Source organism: Paenibacillus caseinilyticus (assembly GCF_027533645.1).
Classification (GTDB): Bacteria; Bacillota; Bacilli; order Paenibacillales; family NBRC-103111; genus Paenibacillus_G; species Paenibacillus_G caseinilyticus.
This window is the reverse complement of record NZ_JAQAGY010000012.1, coordinates 28,380-44,261: the sequence shown is the minus strand read 5'-3', so window position 1 is coordinate 44,261 and position 15,882 is coordinate 28,380. Positions and strand designations below refer to the sequence as shown.

At 57.3% G+C, this 15,882-nt stretch carries 13 protein-coding genes; 6 read left to right on the top strand and 7 right to left on the bottom strand.

Going from position 1 to position 15,882, the window contains the following annotated elements; genetic code table 11:
• Positions 1–87: 87 nt before the first annotated feature.
• Positions 88–849: a ZIP family metal transporter gene (locus O9H32_RS18295; RefSeq protein WP_269867569.1), complete on the top strand. Its 762-nt coding sequence runs from the start codon at positions 88–90 to the stop codon at positions 847–849.
• A gap of 277 nt (positions 850–1,126) precedes the next feature.
• The gene (locus O9H32_RS18290) at positions 1,127–1,381 is read left to right on the top strand and encodes a hypothetical protein (protein ID WP_269867568.1); all 255 of its coding nucleotides are present in this window, start codon (positions 1,127–1,129) and stop codon (positions 1,379–1,381) included.
• A gap of 7 nt (positions 1,382–1,388) precedes the next feature.
• On the opposite strand, the gene O9H32_RS18285 is transcribed toward O9H32_RS18290, so the two are convergent.
• The 5 genes from O9H32_RS18285 to glgB all read right to left on the bottom strand — a co-directional run bounded on the left by O9H32_RS18285 (position 1,389) and on the right by glgB (position 9,065).
• Entirely contained in the window at positions 1,389–3,026 is a 1,638-nt protein-coding gene (locus O9H32_RS18285) for a GAF domain-containing sensor histidine kinase (RefSeq protein WP_269867567.1), read from the bottom strand.
• Between the two features lie 144 nt (positions 3,027–3,170).
• Positions 3,171–4,598 carry a glycogen synthase GlgA gene (gene glgA / locus O9H32_RS18280; RefSeq protein ID WP_269867566.1) on the bottom strand — a complete coding sequence of 476 codons (1,428 nt, stop codon included), beginning with the start codon at positions 4,596–4,598 and terminating at the stop codon, positions 3,171–3,173.
• A 245-nt stretch (positions 4,599–4,843) separates the two neighbouring features.
• Positions 4,844–5,944 (bottom strand): glucose-1-phosphate adenylyltransferase subunit GlgD, encoded by a 1,101-nt coding sequence (gene glgD, locus O9H32_RS18275; protein ID WP_406627347.1) that lies wholly within the window; start codon positions 5,942–5,944, stop codon positions 4,844–4,846.
• A gap of 15 nt (positions 5,945–5,959) precedes the next feature.
• Positions 5,960–7,129, bottom strand: coding sequence for a glucose-1-phosphate adenylyltransferase (locus O9H32_RS18270; RefSeq protein WP_269867564.1), 1,170 nt, complete (start codon positions 7,127–7,129; stop codon positions 5,960–5,962).
• Positions 7,122–9,065 (bottom strand): 1,4-alpha-glucan branching protein GlgB, encoded by a 1,944-nt coding sequence (gene glgB, locus O9H32_RS18265; RefSeq protein WP_269867563.1) that lies wholly within the window; start codon positions 9,063–9,065, stop codon positions 7,122–7,124. Before glgB ends, O9H32_RS18270 begins: the two co-directional genes overlap by 8 nt.
• 311 nt (positions 9,066–9,376) lie before the next feature.
• Between glgB and O9H32_RS18260 the strand changes: the two genes are divergently transcribed.
• The 3 genes from O9H32_RS18260 (at position 9,377) to O9H32_RS18250 (ending at position 12,422) form a co-directional block, all read left to right on the top strand.
• Positions 9,377–10,573, top strand: a complete 1,197-nt coding sequence (locus O9H32_RS18260) for a peptidylprolyl isomerase (protein ID WP_269867562.1) — start codon at positions 9,377–9,379, stop codon at positions 10,571–10,573.
• Positions 10,574–10,846: 273 nt separating this feature from the next.
• Positions 10,847–11,710, top strand: a complete 864-nt coding sequence (locus tag O9H32_RS18255; protein WP_269867561.1) for a class I SAM-dependent methyltransferase — start codon at positions 10,847–10,849, stop codon at positions 11,708–11,710.
• Positions 11,711–11,714: 4 nt separating this feature from the next.
• Complete coding sequence (locus O9H32_RS18250) at positions 11,715–12,422, top strand: RluA family pseudouridine synthase (RefSeq protein ID WP_269867560.1); 708 nt, start codon at positions 11,715–11,717, stop codon at positions 12,420–12,422.
• A 117-nt stretch (positions 12,423–12,539) separates the two neighbouring features.
• On the opposite strand, the gene O9H32_RS18245 is transcribed toward O9H32_RS18250, so the two are convergent.
• Complete coding sequence (locus O9H32_RS18245; RefSeq protein WP_269867559.1) at positions 12,540–12,953, bottom strand: MarR family winged helix-turn-helix transcriptional regulator; 414 nt, start codon at positions 12,951–12,953, stop codon at positions 12,540–12,542.
• 213 nt (positions 12,954–13,166) lie between these two features.
• Here O9H32_RS18245 and O9H32_RS18240 point away from each other — a divergent pair, with 213 nt between their 5' ends.
• Positions 13,167–13,334, top strand: a complete 168-nt coding sequence (locus tag O9H32_RS18240; RefSeq protein ID WP_269867558.1) for a hypothetical protein — start codon at positions 13,167–13,169, stop codon at positions 13,332–13,334.
• 112 nt (positions 13,335–13,446) lie between these two features.
• Here the strand turns inward: O9H32_RS18240 and gyrA are convergent, their stop codons facing one another.
• Positions 13,447–15,882, bottom strand: a complete 2,436-nt coding sequence (gyrA, locus tag O9H32_RS18235) for a DNA gyrase subunit A (protein WP_269867557.1) — start codon at positions 15,880–15,882, stop codon at positions 13,447–13,449.

Here is a 15,882-nt window from a genome sequence, read left to right as displayed (position 1 = left end):
GCCCGTTATATCCGGCCGTATGCCGCATATATATAGGCTGTCCCCTCCTGTCTTGTCCTTGAGGGGGCCACTCGTGACGGGAAGGTGGTGCTGCCGTTGTTCCTTCTCCTGCTGCATGCGCTGGCTGCCGGTACCGTCTCCATGGGCATCTGCCTGGCGGGTACGGCGGCGGGCGGACTGCTCGCCTACGCACTCGGCCGGACCCTATCCCGGCTGTTCCCCCTCCTGATCGCGATGGCGGCCGGCATGATCTTCGCGATGCTGGCCTTGGATGTCCTGCCGGAGAGTGTCCGGCTGGGGGGATGGATGCCTACCCTCGGCGGCATGCTTGCCGGATGGAGCATCGCCCTGCTCTTGGACCGATGGGTTCATTCCAGATACCACCATGCCAGCGCCGGGGGCCGGGAGAGCTTCTTCCACTCCTCCGGGCTGCTGGGCCTGGCGCTTGCCCTGCATAATTTCCCTGCCGGATTTGCCCTCGGCAGCTCTTACGGGAATGTCCCGGAGCTGGCCCGCTCGTTCTCCTGGGCCATGGGACTGCATTCCATACCGGAAGGCATTGCTCTTGGGCTCCCGTTCTCCTCCGCAGGCCGCTCTCCCTGGGGACTTGCCAAGCTGATCTTCTGGATCTCCCTGCCGACCCTGTTCGGGGCGTCCGCCGGAAGTGCACTAGGGGATCTGCCTCCCACCGGGCTCTCTCTCCTGCTTGGGCTCTCCGGAGGCACGATTCTGTATGTGGTTCTCGTCGAATTCACTTGGCCTGCGCTGACACGGACCTCCCCATCCCTCGGATGGACTGCTTGGGCGGCCGGTGCCTGCCTCGGCGTCTTATGTCTTCTCGCAGCTTAAGGTGATGGCATTCATTGCTTTGGTTGTGATTCTATCACGGCGTACGCGGCGGACACAGTGAGGAATGACACATCGGGCACGAATTAACCGTACGGCAAAAAGGCGCATGCCGGCCGCATGCGCCTTTCTAATTTGGGAGAACTCCTGCTCCGTCCCAACACACTCGTATGAACTCCCGTGATCTCGTAGGCATATTCCACTACTAACGAACATATAATGGATCTCACGTCCAGTTCAAGGGACGACATCCAGCGTAGGAAGCGAAAGGTGATAGACCATGACCCTGTGGGATAGTGAACTGAAGCAAGGACAACTCCGTATTGCCATGAATCCGGCGAGCGACAGCCTCCTCGTCCAAATCTCCTCCCCCTCCGGAGAAAAGGATCCCCTCCTGCTCGAATTAAACCAATCCGAAATGCTGGAGCTGCTCCATATGTTCCTAAGGTATAACCGTTCCTTCAACCGGGAAACCATGTATTTCGAAGAAGCACCAGGCGCTGCCGGTTTCGCCATGCCCGCCTCGGGCGAATAACCAACGCTCACTTCGCGGGACTCAGGCCCTGCAGGGCTTCAAGCCGGAGCAGGAATACCGTCCCGCCGCCTGGTGACGCCTCGAACTCCACAAGACCGCCGTGCGCCGTCATGATTTCACGGACGATCGCAAGGCCGAGTCCCGTGCCGCCGATCTTCCTGCGGTCCGAATTATCGACCCGGTAGAACTTCGAGAAGAGCTTCTCCGCGGCTTCCGGGGGGATGCCGAGCCCTTCGTCCTTCACCCGGATACAGGCCATGCCATCCCGCTCCTCGAGCGTCACCTCCACCAGGTCTTTGCCCGGCGAATATTTGAACGCATTGGAGACGAGATTGTGAAGCGCCTGCTTCATCCGGTCTCCGTCCGCCAAAGCATGCACGCTCTGTTCGGGACAGCGGATCTGCAGCCGGTGGGTAGGATGATCCCTCCAGGAGTCGGCCACCTCCTCCACCAAGGCGTTCAGATCCACGATTTCGAACATATACTGCTGCTTGCCCGACTCCATCTTCTGCAGATCGAGCAGATCGTTCAGGAGCTGCGTCAGCCGCTCGGCCTCCCGGTGGATCGTCTCCAGATAGCGCATCCGTTTGTCTTCCGCGGGCCGGCGGTCCAGCAGGATCTCTACGAAGCCCATAATGCTCGTAAGCGGTGTCCTCAGCTCGTGCGAGACGACAGAGATGAACTCGCTCTTCATCCGGTCGATACGTTCCTCCTCCGTCCGCTCCCGGATATTAAGGTACACGAGCCGCTTACCCGGTTCTTCCCCTTCGGCTAGTATGCCCGATACCTGAAAGTCCTTCCGCTCTTCCCCGGCCATCCGACTCGTAAAGCGTTCAAGGAATGACGCCTCCCTGCCTTCCAGCAAGGAGAGAATCTTGCCCGGCAGCGGACTGTTCTCCACTTGGCAGACGCGCAGGAGGCTATCGACGAAGGAAAGCACATCCTTGTGCAGGGCGGGATTCACGAGAAACGACTCCAGCAGGCTTTTGTTATGAAGCAGAATATGCCCGCTGCTGTCGCACAGCAGCTTCCCCTCGAACGGTTCGTCGAAAGCGCTGCGGATGAGATCCCGCTGGGCTTCGATCGTTTGTTTCTCCTTCAGCAGCTCCCGCGTGAGAACTTCCTTATCCCTGAGGTCGCGGCGGAGCTCGATCTCCGTCATCACCCAGGCTGCAAAATCGCACAATTGCCCCACCTGAACCGCAGTGAAAGTCCGGGGCTCGCTGTCGCTGATGCAGAGCGTGCCCAGCACATTGCCCTGCGAAGAAACCAGCGGAGCGCCCGCATAGAAGCGGAAATCGCTCTCGGTCACAACGGGATTGTCCCTGAACCGGGGATCAAGCCGCGTGTCTTCGACCACGAGAGCCTTCTTGGTAGCGACGACATATTGGCAGATGGTGTTCTCGCGTTCGGTCGAACGGGCTTCCTTCAGCACGTCCGGGAGCCCGATACATGATTTGAACCACTGTCTGTCTTCGGTGATGAGGGTAATCAGGCAGCCGGGCACGCCGAATACCTGGGCGACCAGCTTCGTAATCCGGTCGAAGGATTCCTCGGGCCCCGTTCCGACGATATCCAGTTCCTTCAGTTCCTGCAGCCTTTGTTTTTCGTCCTCCCAAGAGGAATATACGATGGTAGGTTTCATGGCTTAGTTCGCCCGCTCTCCGCTAGGATGGGAATTGTAACCTTATATATTCGACGCGGAGCGTTTTTTTTCCTTTTTTCTGTCAAACAAAAGAAGAACCGGCATCTGTACAATACCGATTCTCCCCTATAGATCTGCAATGTGTTATCGCGTCAAAGCCCCGTACAAAGAAGCATACTGCTTCGCGGATTTGCCCCATGAGAAATCTTTTTTCTTGATATTCGACATCAAGTTCGACCAGACGACCGGATCGCGGTACAAGTTCACGGCGCGGTCCACGGTATACAGCATATCATGCGCATTGTAGTGCGCGAACGAGAAGCCGGTGCCTTCGCCCGTCTCATCGTTGTAAGGAATGACGGTATCCTTGAGCCCGCCGGTTTCGCGGACGATCGGCACCGAGCGGTACCGCATGGCTACAAGCTGGCCGATGCCGCACGGCTCGAAGAGCGAGGGCATCAGGAACAGGTCCGAGCCCGCGTACACCTGCCGCGCCAGCCCTTCGTCGAAGAGAATCTGCGCCGACAGCTTGTCCGGGAACGTATCGGCCGCCCAGCGGAACAGGTTCTCGTACCGCTGCTCTCCGGTGCCGACGATCACCCACTGGGCATCCAACGCCAGAAGCTCATGGATGACACGCTCGATCAGGGCGAGACCCTTCTGGTCCACAAGCCTCGTGACAAGCGCGATCAGCGGCACATCCTTATCGACCGGCAGGCCGAGCCATGCCTGGAGCTTCATCTTGTTCAGTAGCTTCTTCGGCATCGAATCCCGGTAGTTGATCTCGAGATGCGGATCGGTCATCGGGTCGAAATCCTCGTAATCGATCCCGTTCAGGATGCCCTGGAACCGGTGGCTCTGGCTGCGGAGCAGGGAATCGAGGTTCTCTCCGTAATAGGGTGTCTGAATCTCTTCCGCGTATGTAGGGGAAACCGTTGTAATATAGTCCGAATACAGAAGCCCCCCCTTGAGGAACGAGGCGCCTCCGTGCAGCTCGAGCGCGTTGCCGTGGAAGTGCTCGTCGCCAAGGGTAAAATAATCGCGGAATTCATTCTGCCCGTATACACCCTGGTACTTCAAGTTATGGATCGTCAGAATCGTTTTGATCCCCGCGTAATGCTCCTGATAGCTGAAGTGAGCCTTATAGAGCACCGGCACCATCCCCGCCTGCCAATCGTGGCAGTGGATCACCTCCGGCATGAAATCGATGCGCGGCAGCGAGTCCAGTACCGCACGGCAGTAGTAGGCGAAGCGTTCAGCATCATCACCATAGCCGTAGCAGCCCTGGCGGCGGAAGTAGAATTCATTATCAACAAAGTACAAGACGATGCCCTCGTGTACCAGCCGGTAGATTCCGCAGTAGAGGCTTCTCCATCCCATTTGCAGCTGGAAGATAGTAATCAGTTCCATCGCGGACGTGTATTTCTCGGGAATGCCCTCGTACTTGGGCAGCATGACCCGTACGTCCAGCCCCTGCTTGACAAGCTCCTTGGGCAGGGATCCGATCACGTCGGCGAGTCCTCCCGTCTTAATAAAGGGCACGGCTTCCGAAGCGGCAAATAACACTTTCATAAGCTTCCTCCTTGGGAGCGCCCGGCGCCTGAAGTTCAAAGCGTTCCGGCAAGACGGCCTCTGAAAGCCGTTTTCAAGGCTTGGCAGGCCAAAGGGACGCTTCGAACACCGGCGCGGGTAGGCGCATTGTTCACTACCACTAGTACCCTAAAAGTCACCGGACGAAACCGGAGATGCGAAAATGAATACATCAAAAGCCGGCTTGACGGATCGGATCGGTCCGTCAAGCGCGGCGCGCCCTTGCCTTAGATGACTTTGGTTTTGGAGGCAATGAACGGGGCCTGCTTGTCTCCGGTCAGAACGCGTCCTCTCGAGATGAACACATCCTTGTCGAGAATCGCGTTCTCGATGATCACGTTCTCCTCGATCTCGCAGTTCTGCAGGATAATGGAATTCTTGACATAGGCGCCTTTGCGGATCTTCACCCCGCGGAACAGGATGGAGTTCTCCACCTTGCCTTCGATGACGCAGCCGTTGGCGATCAGCGAGTTGCGTGCATGCGCAAACTCGGTATAGCGTGCCGGAGGCTCGTCCTTGACCTTCGTGTAGATCAGGTTTTTCTGGAAGAACAATTCCCGCCAGATCTTGGGGTTGAGCAGCTGCATGCTGTGCTTATAATAGCTCTGGATTGTATTGACGATGCCGGTATGTCCTTCGTGCTGATACCCGAATACACTGAGCTTGTCGATGTTCTTCATGATCCCGTCGCGGACCAGATGGTCATATCCCTGCGCCAGGCAGGATTCCACCATATCGAGGAGCAGCTCCTTGCTCATCACGTACATCTCCAGGGACACATTGTCCGTGCGCAGACGGCCTGAATGGTCCTCAATCACCGTCACCTGGCCGTCTTCCTTCACGGCCAGCCGGCGGTACTTGGCATATTCCTGCTCGTCCGCTTTCTTGTAGACAACCGTAATGTCGGCGCTGCGCTCGAGATGGTAGTCCAGCACGTCATTGTAATCGATGTTGCAGACCATATGGCTGCGCGTGATGATCACATATTCCTCGCGGCCCCGGTAGAAGTAATCCCGGTGGGCATAGAACTGGTACAGGTCGCCTCTCGACACGCCGCTCGTATCGTGGAGAACGGCCGGCAGGATGAACAGGCCCCCGCGCTTGCGGTCCAGATCCCATTCCTTGCCGGAGCCCAGATGGTCCATCAGGGAACGGTACTTGTGCTGGGTGAACACCGCGACATTCTCTATGCCGGAATTCACCATGTTCGACAACGTGAAATCGATCAAACGGTATCTGGATCCGAAGGGAACGGAGGCCAGATTCCGGGAGTAGGTCAGCTCTTCCAGATCATCCGGCTCATTCACCAGATTCACAACGCCCATCATACGCTTCATGCCTGCTCACCCTTTCCCGGTTGTGGAGGTAATCTTCCCGATTCGCTCGTTACTGCCGATGAGGACGATGTCCCCGCCGCCTTCTTCTTCCGGCGTGCCGATCACCGCGCCGTCCTCCACCACCGTGCCTTCGCCGACGATGGCTTTGTAGATCCGCACATGACTCCCGATCGTGACATTCGGCATGATGACCGAGTCCTTGATGTAGCTTCCTTCGCCTACCTGAACCCCGTAGAACAGGACCGAATGGTCGACCTCGCCGAAGACGCAGCAGCCTTCGTTGACCAGCGACCTCCTCACCTGGGCGGTACTTGCGATATACTGGCCGGGCTGCAGCGGATTCACCGAGTAGATGCGCCATTCGCGGTCGTTGAGCTTGAACGCGGGCTCTCTCTCCAGAAGGTCCATATTCGCTTCCCAGAGGCTCTGGATCGTACCGACATCCTTCCAGTAGCCTTCGAACGGATAAGCGACGAGATTCAGGTCTTCCCGCAGCATGCGGGGGATCATGTCCTTGCCGAAATCCTTGCTCGACTCCTCGTCCTCCTCGTCCTTGATGAGCTGCTCCTTCAGCACCTTCCAGGAGAAAATGTAGATACCCATCGAGGCCAGGTTGCTCTTCGGCTCCTTCGGTTTCTCGGCGAATTCCGTAATACGGCCTTCTTCGTCGGTCGCCATGATGCCGAAGCGGCTTGCTTCCTCCCACTTCACGCCGATGACGGCAATGGTGGCGTCGGCGCCTCTTTGTTTATGAAAATCGAGCATCCGGTCGTAATCCATCTTGTAGATATGGTCGCCGGATATGACAAGCACGTATTCCGGATCGTACTGCTCGATGAACGAAATGTTGCGGTAGATCGCATTCGCGGTTCCCTGGTACCAATCCCCTCCGCCCTGCTCCATGTAGGGAGGAAGAACGGTGACGCCGCCATGTTTGCGGTCGAGGTCCCACGGTGCCCCGATCCCTATGTATGTATTGAGTACGAGCGGCTGGTACTGCGTCAGCACGCCCACCGTGTCGATCCCGGAGTTCGTGCAGTTGCTCAGCGTAAAATCGATGATCCGGTATTTACCTCCGAAGTGGACGGCCGGCTTCGCCAGCTTGCTTGTCAGCACCCCAAGACGTCTTCCTTCGCCACCTGCAAGCAGCATGGCCACGCATTCTTTTTTACGCATCGGCTTTACCCCTTTCTCGTTTGGCTGCAGCGGGCTTCGTAACGATCCGGACCGGCTTGAAGATCACGGTCGCCAGCGGCGGCAGCGAGATGTGCAGACTGTCCGGCTGGTAATGCCAGGAGAGATCGTCGGTCTTCAGCTTGCCGGGATTCAGCTTGCCGGATCCCCCGTATTCCCCCGCATCGCTGTTGAAGCGTTCGACGTATTCCCCAGGGAAGGGTACGCCGATCCGGTACCGTTCGTGATACACAGGCGTAAAATTGTTAACGATAACCAGCGTATCCTCCGGGTTCTTCGACATCCGCATGAACGTGGTGACGCTCTGCTTCTGGTCGTTCGGATCGATCCAGGAGAAGCCTTCGGGGCGGTGGTCCAGCTCCCAGAGGGAGGGCTCCGCGAGATACATGTGGTTCAGGTCCTTCACATACCGCTGCATGCTGTTGTGGCTCTCGTAGCCGAGCATCTCCCAGTCGAGATCCTCGAGATCCTTCCACTCGTCGAACTGGCCGAATTCGCCGCCCATGAACAGCAGCTTCTTGCCCGGATGCGACATCATATAGCCGTACAGCACCCGCAGGTTCGCGAACTTCTGCCAGTAATCCCCCGGCATCTTGTTCAGCAGCGAGCGTTTGCCGTGCACCACCTCGTCGTGGGAGAGCGGCAGCACGTAATTCTCGGCGTGCGTGTACATGAAGGAGAAGGTCAGCAGCTGGTGATTGCCTCCGCGGAAATACGGATCCATCTCCATGTACTTCAGCATATCATTCATCCAGCCCATATTCCATTTGTAGTTAAATCCGAGCCCGCCCGCGTGAACGGGAGCGGTCACGAGCGGCCAGGCGGAGGAATCCTCAGCCATCATGAGGGCGTCGGGATAGGCGCTGAAGACGGTATGGTTGAGCTTCTTGATGAAAGCGATCGCTTCCGTGTTCTCGTCGCCACCATGCTCGTTCTTCACCCACAGCTCCCGGGGCTTGCCGAAGTTCAGATAGAGCAGCGAGGCGACTGCGTCCACCCGAAGCCCGTCGATATGATATTTATCGAACCAGAACAGGGCGTTGGAGATCAGGAACGAGACCACTTCCGGCTTCGTGAAGTCGAATGACAAGGTGCCCCATTCCGGCTTCTCGGCCCTCGCTTCGTCCCTGTATTCGTACAGGGGCTCTCCGTCGAACTGACGCAGCCCGTGCTCGTCCTTCACAAAATGGCCCGGTACCCAGTCCATAATGACCCCGATGCCTGCCGCATGACAGCGGTCTACAAAATACATAAAATCCTTCGGCGATCCGAACCGGCTCGTGACGGAGAAATACCCTGTCGCCTGGTACCCCCAAGAGCGGTCGTACGGATGCTCGGCCAGCGGCATCAGTTCAATGTGGGTGTACCCCATCTCCTTGACATAGGAGACCAGCTCGTCCGCCAGCTCCCGGTAGGTGAGGTAGGCTCCATCCTCCCGCTTCTTCCAGGTACCAAGGTGCACTTCGTAAATATTCATGGGCGAGTTGTACACTTGGGTACCGCGTTTTTTCTCCTGCCAGGCTTGGTCGGTCCACGCGTAGCCGTCCAGGTCGTAAATCCGGGATGCCGTGCCGGGCTTGAGCTCTGCCCAGAATCCGTACGGATCCGCTTTATAGATCAGCGTCCCCTGCGATGTCAGAATTTCATACTTGTAATACTCCCCTTCACTTACGTCAGGGATGACCAGCGTCCATACGCCCCACGAGCTGATCCGGCGCATCGCGTGTCCGCTTCCGTCCCAGTTGTTGAAGTCGCCTACCACCCGGACTTCCCGGGCATGCGGCGCCCATACGGTAAAGCGGACCCCTTCCACCCCGTCCCATTCGCCGGCATGAGCACCGAACACCCGGTAGCCGCGGAACAAATTTCCTTCATGGAACAAATACAAGTCATCCGGTTCGGGGATCGGACTCGACATAGATACATTCATCCCCCTCAAGTGATTAGGTAAAATACGGTATGGTCTGATCTCTACTTACACAAATACTACGCAAGTGAATAAATTCCTCCAGCGTTTCTTGAAAATGTTGCCGATTCGGCGAAAAATGAGCGCGCTTTCCTTCAAAATGTGGAATTGACAATTCATGCAGATTCCACCTGGTTTGTCAAGAAACGGCGGGCGACAATACTTCGCAGAATCCGCCTTATTTTGTCGTCTACAAAGAAGGATTTCACTGGAGCCCGTGGAATATGTGAGAGGACTGACCCATGGAGAGGATGAATTCATAAATGAATGACAAGTTCAAAGGCCTGGTACTCGGGCTGACGCTCGGCACCATGCTTACGGGATCCGCCGTCTATGCGGCCGGAGCCTCCCAGATTGAAGTCGTGTTCCGCGAGATTAAATACTTGTTCGACGGCGTGGAGAAGCAGCCGACGGCGGAGCAAGGCCAAAGCTTCATCTACAACGGCACGACGTATGTACCGCTCCGGTTCGTCAGCGAAGCGCTCGGCGAGAAGGTGGAGTGGGACGGCGACAACAACCGGATCTGGATCGGCAAGAAGCTCGATTACAGCGCGGTCATCGCAACGTATAAAGGCGGACAGCTCACTTACGGCGAGCTCGACCGGTATATGAATATGGAAGCGGTACTGAGCCCAGGCAGCGAGGGCTACAAGGAACAGCCGGAATACCAGGAGAATATCGCGAAGCGGATCATCTCCATCCGGATTCTCTCCTCGCGTCTTAGCGAGGCGGACCGCGCCGCACTTCAGCCGAAGGTCGACGAACAGTTCAGTAAGTTCAAAGAAGATTTCGCTAAGTCCGGAGGGGACCTCGCCGCCCTGCTGGCTGCGAAAGGACTTGAAGAGAAGGAACTGCGCGGGTATTTCGAAGGCATGAAGAGCGTGGAAGCCGCACTGAAAGCGGGTGTGACCGACGAATCGCTCAAAGCCGCCTATGACGCGAAGCTGAAGGAAGATCCGAATGCGTTTACAACGGCATCCGTGCGCCATATTCTGATCGGGCTCACCGACGGCCAGGGGAAAACAATCCGCACGAAAGAAGAAGCAAAGAAAAAAGCCGACGAGCTCACGGCCAAACTCCGTGCCGGCGGAGACTTCGCGAAGCTCGCTAAGGAAAACACCGAAGACCCGGGCTCGAAGGACACCGGCGGTCTCTATGAGAATGCGCCCGTAAGCTCTTGGGTCGAAGCCTTCAAGAAAGCGGCTGTTGAGCTGGAGCTGAACAAAATCAGCGATCCGGTCGAAACCGAATACGGCTATCACGTGATGCGCGTTGAATCCCGTACGGTACGCACGTTCGATCAGCTGAAGAACGAGCTGGCCGGTGACGCGCTGCAGCCCGCCTACAACCAATTCATCGAGAAAGAGCTTCCTGCGCTCATCGAGAAGCTCGAGCTGCCGAAGGAAGAACAGGCGGCAGGCGAAGCCGCTCAAGAGAATCCTGCCCAGCACCAGCATTAATCTTAAGCTGCTGAGTTGAAGGTACGGATCCCTTGTACCCCACCTCTGGCCCCAAAGACCAGTACGCGCGCGTACTGGTCTTTGGGGTGCGTCCGTATGCAAGCAGGCCAGCGGATGGCTCTTCCCGGCATTCCGTCCTCTTGTACCGCCCCGCCGGGCGAAGCCACACTCCCCGGCTTATGGCGTCCGCTCTCCGAATCGTGTAAAATAGATAGGAATGCCTGCCCTGCGGCGGGCGATGCCGAAATGAAGATAAAAGGATGGTCACAGCCCATGTTTGCAGCACAAGATTGGAAAGATTACGAACTTATCGATACCGGCGGCGGGGAGAAGCTCGAACGCTGGGGAAGCATTGTACTTCGGCGGCCCGATCCCCAGATTATATGGCCCTTGGTGAAGGACGCGGGGCCATGGAAGAATGCCGATGCCCACTATCACCGCAGCTCGAGCGGCGGCGGCAGCTGGGACTACAAGAAGCAGCTCCCCGAACGCTGGACGATTTCCTATAACGGTCTGCAGTTCCATATTAAGCCGACCAGCTTCAAGCATACGGGACTGTTCCCCGAGCAGGCCGTGAACTGGAGCTGGATGCGCGAGAAGATCGCCTCCAGCGGCCGGCCGATCCGCGTACTGAACCTGTTCGCTTACACGGGCGGCGCTTCCGTAGCCTGCGCTTCCGCCGGGGCGAACGTCTGCCATGTGGACGCCTCCAAGGGCGTGGTCCAGTGGGCCAAAGAAAACCTGCAGCTCTCCGGCCTCGGCGAGCGCCAGGTCCGCTTCATCACCGACGATGTCTTCAAATTCGTCCAGCGCGAACAGCGCCGCGGCAGCAAATATGACGCCATCATCATGGATCCCCCGTCCTACGGACGCGGACCGAACGGCGAGACCTGGAAGCTCGAGACGGATCTGTATCCCTTCGTGGAGAGCTGCATGAGCATTCTCTCGGACCAGCCGCTCTTCTTCTTGATCAACTCCTACACGACCGGGCTGTCGGCGTCCGTGCTCAAGAACATTCTGACGCTCTCGCTCGGCTCAAAGTTCGGCGGAGACATCACCTGCGGCGAGATCGGCCTGCCGATTACCGCTTCCGGTCTGCATCTGCCGTGCGGCATTCTGGGCCGCTGGGAGGCGTAAGCCAATGGCCGGCTCTTCTGCTCCCGCCATACCGGTGCTGTACGAGGACAACCATGTCATCGTCGTAGTCAAGCCTCCTAATGTGCCTACCCAGGAGGACGAATCGCGGGATCCCGATCTGCTCACGCTGATCAAAGCGGATCTGAAGCACCGCCACGGCAAGCCGGGCAATGTGTATCTGGGGCTCGTCCACCGGCTGGACCGGCCCGTCGGCGGCGTGATGGTATTCGCCAAGACGAGCAAGGCGGCTTCCCGTCTGTCGGACGCGGTCCGCACGCGCACCATCCGCAAGGTGTATTCCGCCGTGCTTCACAGCAAACCGAAGGCACCCCAGGGCACGCTGCGCCACCACCTGCTGAAGAATGAACGGACGAATATGGTGTCGGTCGTGCCCGCTTCCAAGGCGGGGGCCAAGGAGGCCATACTCGATTACCGCGTACTGGCGGGTCAGGACGGCCTGTCCCTGGTGCAGGTCGAGCTTCACACCGGACGCCCCCACCAGATCCGCGTCCAGTTCGCGTCGACCGGCTGCCCATTGGTCGGTGACCAGCGCTACGGCGGTCCGCTGGCCCAGCCGGGCCAGCAGATTGCCCTATGGTCGAGCATCCTGGAGTTCGCCCACCCGGTGACCAAAGAACCGCTGCGCTTCACCTCCCGGCCGCCGAGGTCCTACCCCTGGCTGCTGTGGGAAGAAGCGCAGTACCAGCTTTAAGATACGCTGTACAAAGATACTAGAATACAAAGATACTAGAATACAAAGAAACCCCGCGCACGCAGAGCTTACTTGCGGCGCCGGGTTTTTTCTGTTGGATGCAAGCCATGTTAGCGTTTACGCATTTGCCACTTTGCCCAGCAAATACACGAGAAGCTGCTGATTGTGAGAAGAGATACGCCCCAGATAAGATTCCAGAAACTGCTCGCGGATCGCGACGCCGCGCCTGCATTCCGAGCGGCCTTTGTCGGTGAGCAGCACCCACACGATACGCCGGTCCTTCTCGTCGCGTTCGCGGGCGATCAGTCCGCCCTTCTCCATCCGGTCGAGCAGCGTGGTGATCGCGGCGGGGGTCGTCGTCAGATAATCGATGAAATCCGAGGGCTTCATCCTCTGGGGTTCGGAGTATACCAGCAGTTCGAGTACCGTCAGCTGTCCCTCCGTCAAGGTCGGGGCCAGTTCCGATTCCATATGGCTTCGCAGATCTTTGGAGAGCTTCCACCATAGCTTGGCAAATTCACTAGTTACCACTTTTCATATCACTCCCGAAGCACCATTCTCTTACCGCTACCTGCCTAATTATAGCATTGTCCATCTGCAGATGAAAGGTTAACAATCTAAATACTTTAGGACATAAACCGGGGGTTTCAGGTACCATTCAACGCGCTTCAACATATACTGCACATGGGACACCCGCCTAGGGGGCGGAGCTTGTCAAACGGTGTAAGACAAGGAGTGAAAGACATGGAATCTTGGAAAAAAAGCATTGGCGAGCAGGCGCTGCACAGGGGAATTATCGATGACGCCGGATGGCTCGAGCGGCTGGATGAACCCCTGCCTGCCTGGGCTGTGCTGCAGATGATGCTGAAGCTGATGGATCGGCTCGAGCAGGATTACAGTTCTTACGATTAACCGGATGCGGGATGGATGACCCATAAGCCATGCGCGTTTATAAGATATATAAGATTACAGGATCGGGCCCTGACGAGATATATGAACGTATATATAGAAAAGAGACTGCATGCTACTGCAGTCTCAGAATATCCAATATGGTCTCGCCTTTGTTCAGCGGCAGGATCGCTTTGCCGGTGGATTTGCGGTCTTCGATCGGCGCCTGCTCGGTCGAGAATGTCGTACGTTCTCCCGTACTCAGCACCGCGGTCAGGTCGAACGGTTCTTTCACGACAAATGCGCTTCTCAAGATACTTCCATTCGGCTTCACCCGCTTGCCTTCTTTGAATTCGAAGGTGAATACGCCCTTGCCTCCGCGGCCCTGCAGCGCATAATCCGCCACAAGCGAACGCTTGGCATACCCGATATCGGTGATGACCACCACTTCGCCCTCGTCGCCATCGATCCAGCGTGCGGCAGCAAGTTCATCATCCTCTTTGAGCTGCATGCCGCGTACGCCGGCTGCCGCTCTGCCCATCGGATTCACTTCTTCTTCCTTGAACCGGATCGCTTGACCCTGCCTTGATACCAGCAGCAGATCTTTCCCGCCCGTGCTCATCAGCACATCGAGCAGCGCATCGCCTTCTCCGATTTTCACCGCCACGATACCGCTCGAGCGGGTCGTCGCATATTCCTTAAGCTCGGTTCGCTTCACCTGCCCCTTGCGGGTGACGAAGACAAGCGATTTGTCCGGCTGGTCAAAGTCCTTCAGCGCCATGACATGCACGATCCGGTCGTCCTTCGGAAGCGGAATGACATTGACGATGGCTGTCCCGTTCTCCCTCCACTTATACTCCGGAATGGCATGAACCGGAAGCAGGAAGTACTGCCCTTTCTGGGTAAAGATGAGCAGGTTCTCCAGCGTATTGATATCGAACAAATACCGGAGATAGTCGCCTTCCTTCAATCCGGTCTTGTCGATCTCCCCGCCCGAGCGGATGAATGACAGCTTGCCCGTACGCTTCACATATCCTTCATTGGAAACGGTCACGAAGACATCTTCGGCCGTCACGATCGCCTGCAGGTTCACCTTCAGTTCTTCGACTTCATCCTGAATGTCGGAACGGCGGGCGATGGCATACTTATCCCGGATTTCGACGATCTCTCTCTTGATCACGGCAAGCAGCTTCTTCTCGCTGCCCAGAATGCCCCGCAGGGTATCGATGGTCTTCTGGACTTCCTTCAGCTCTTTCTCGAGGGAATGAATCTCGAGATTCGTCAGGCGGTAGAGCTGCAGGGTCAGAATCGCATCCGCCTGGCGTTCGGTGAAGCCGAATTTCTCGACGAGGTTGTTCTGTGCGTCCTGACGGTTCTTCGACGATCGGATGGCCGCGATGACTTCGTCAAGAATGTTCAGCGCCTTGACGAGCCCTTCGAGCACATGGGCACGGTCTTCCGCCTTCTCGAGCTCATAGCGCGAGCGGTGGGTCACGACTTCCTTCTGGTGCTCAATATAAGCCGCCAGCATATCGATCAGACCGAGCTGCTTCGGCGTCTTGTTAACGATGGCGACCATGTTGAAGTTATACGCTACCTGCAGATCAGTCTTTTTGAGCAGGAAGGCAAGAATGCTCTGCGCGTCGGCATCCTTCTTCAATTCGACGACGATCCGCAGTCCTTCGCGGCCGCTCTCGTCGCGCACTTCCGATATGCCCTCGATCTTCTTCTCGAGCCGGATGTTCTCCATCGCCGTCACCAGACGCGACTTTACGACCTGATACGGAATCTCGGTAATGACGATCGTCTGCCGTCCGCCCCGCTGGTCTTCGATGCTGGTGCGTGCCCGGTGATAGATCCGGCCGCGTCCCGTGCGATAGGCTTCCCGGATGCCTTCCGAGCCCATGATAATGCCGCCGGTCGGAAAATCCGGGCCTTTGACGATCGACATCAGGTCTTCGAGCGTCGAATCCGGCTTGTCGATCAGAGCGATACAGGCATCGACGATCTCCCGTAGATTATGCGTCGGTATCTCGGTCGCAAATCCTGACGAAATGCCGCTGACCCCGTTAACAAGAAGGTTCGGGTAGCGGGATGGCAGGACCACGGGTTCTTTCGTGGTGTTGTCGAAGTTATCCTTGAATAATACCGTGCGCTTCTCTATATCGCGCAGGAGCTCCAGCGCGATCTCGGACAACCGTGCTTCCGTATACCGCATCGCTGCGGCGGGGTCGTCATCCATGGAACCCCAGTTGCCGTGTCCGTCGATTAGCACATGGCCCATCTTCCACGGCTGGGCCATCCGCACCATGCCTTCGTAGATCGAAGAGTCCCCGTGCGGATGATAGTTGCCCATGACGTCCCCGACCGTCTTCGCGGACTTGCGGTACGGCTTGTCCGGCGTATTGCCCGCATCATACATCGCATACAGAATGCGGCGCTGTACCGGCTTCAGCCCGTCACGCACATCCGGAATCGCCCGGTCTTGAATAATATATTTGGAATACCGGCCGAACCGGTCGCCTACAACCTCTTCGAGAAAGGCCGGCAAAAATTGTTCGAGTATGGTCAC